This is a genomic window from Paenibacillus lignilyticus (genome assembly GCF_017942085.1).
Lineage (GTDB): Bacteria > Bacillota > Bacilli > Paenibacillales > Paenibacillaceae > Paenibacillus_Z > Paenibacillus_Z lignilyticus.
In genome coordinates this window covers 1-625 of sequence record NZ_JAGKSP010000054.1, presented here as the reverse complement: position 1 = coordinate 625, position 625 = coordinate 1, and the positions used below count along the sequence as shown (strand labels likewise).

The following is a 625-nucleotide window of genomic DNA, read 5'->3' as shown; positions in this document are numbered from 1 at the left end:
ACGACCTCGTCCTTGACCTCCAGGAGCGCGTGGGCAAGGCGGCGCACGTCCGTCGGCTCGGCCTGGAGGATGTGGAAGGCGATCCGCTGCGCGCTCTTGGGACCGACGCCCGGCAGCCTGCCCAGCTCGTCGATGAGGTCCTGAACCACGCCTTCGTACAACGGATGCCTTCCTTGTGCCTGCGTTCGTGCCTGCGTTCGCGCCTGCTTACGTGCCCGCGTTCGTGCCTTCGCCAGTACACCCTGGCGAATCCCCGGTAAGGCCGACGTCAGGTCCGCGACCAGGGGATCGGAGAGCCAGGGATCCCTGCCTCAGAGCGACAGCCCCGGCATCCCCCCGAGGCCCTGCGCGAGCGGCCCGAGCTTCTGCTGCTGGAGCTGGTGCGCGTTGTCGTTGGCCGCCTGGACCGCCGCGAGCACGAGGTCGGCGAGCGTCTCCGTGTCCTCGGGGTGGACGACCTACAGATCGATGACCAGGCCCTTCAGCTCGCCGGAGCCGTTGACCACGGCCTTCACGAGGCCACCGCCCGACTGGCCCTCGACCTCGGTCGCCGCCAGCTCCTCCTGCGCCAGCGCTAGGTCCTGCTGCAACTTCTGGGCCTGCTGGAGCAGCTCCTGCATGTTCG

General features: G+C 69.1%; 2 pseudogenes. Both read right to left on the bottom strand.

The window, feature by feature from the left end:
* A pseudogene (locus I8J30_RS34380) lies at window positions 1-149 on the bottom strand (recombination protein RecR); the annotation flags it as partial.
* Between the two features lie 162 nt (window positions 150-311).
* A pseudogene (locus tag I8J30_RS34375) lies at window positions 312-620 on the bottom strand (YbaB/EbfC family nucleoid-associated protein).
* Window positions 621-625: the final 5 nt, after the last annotated feature.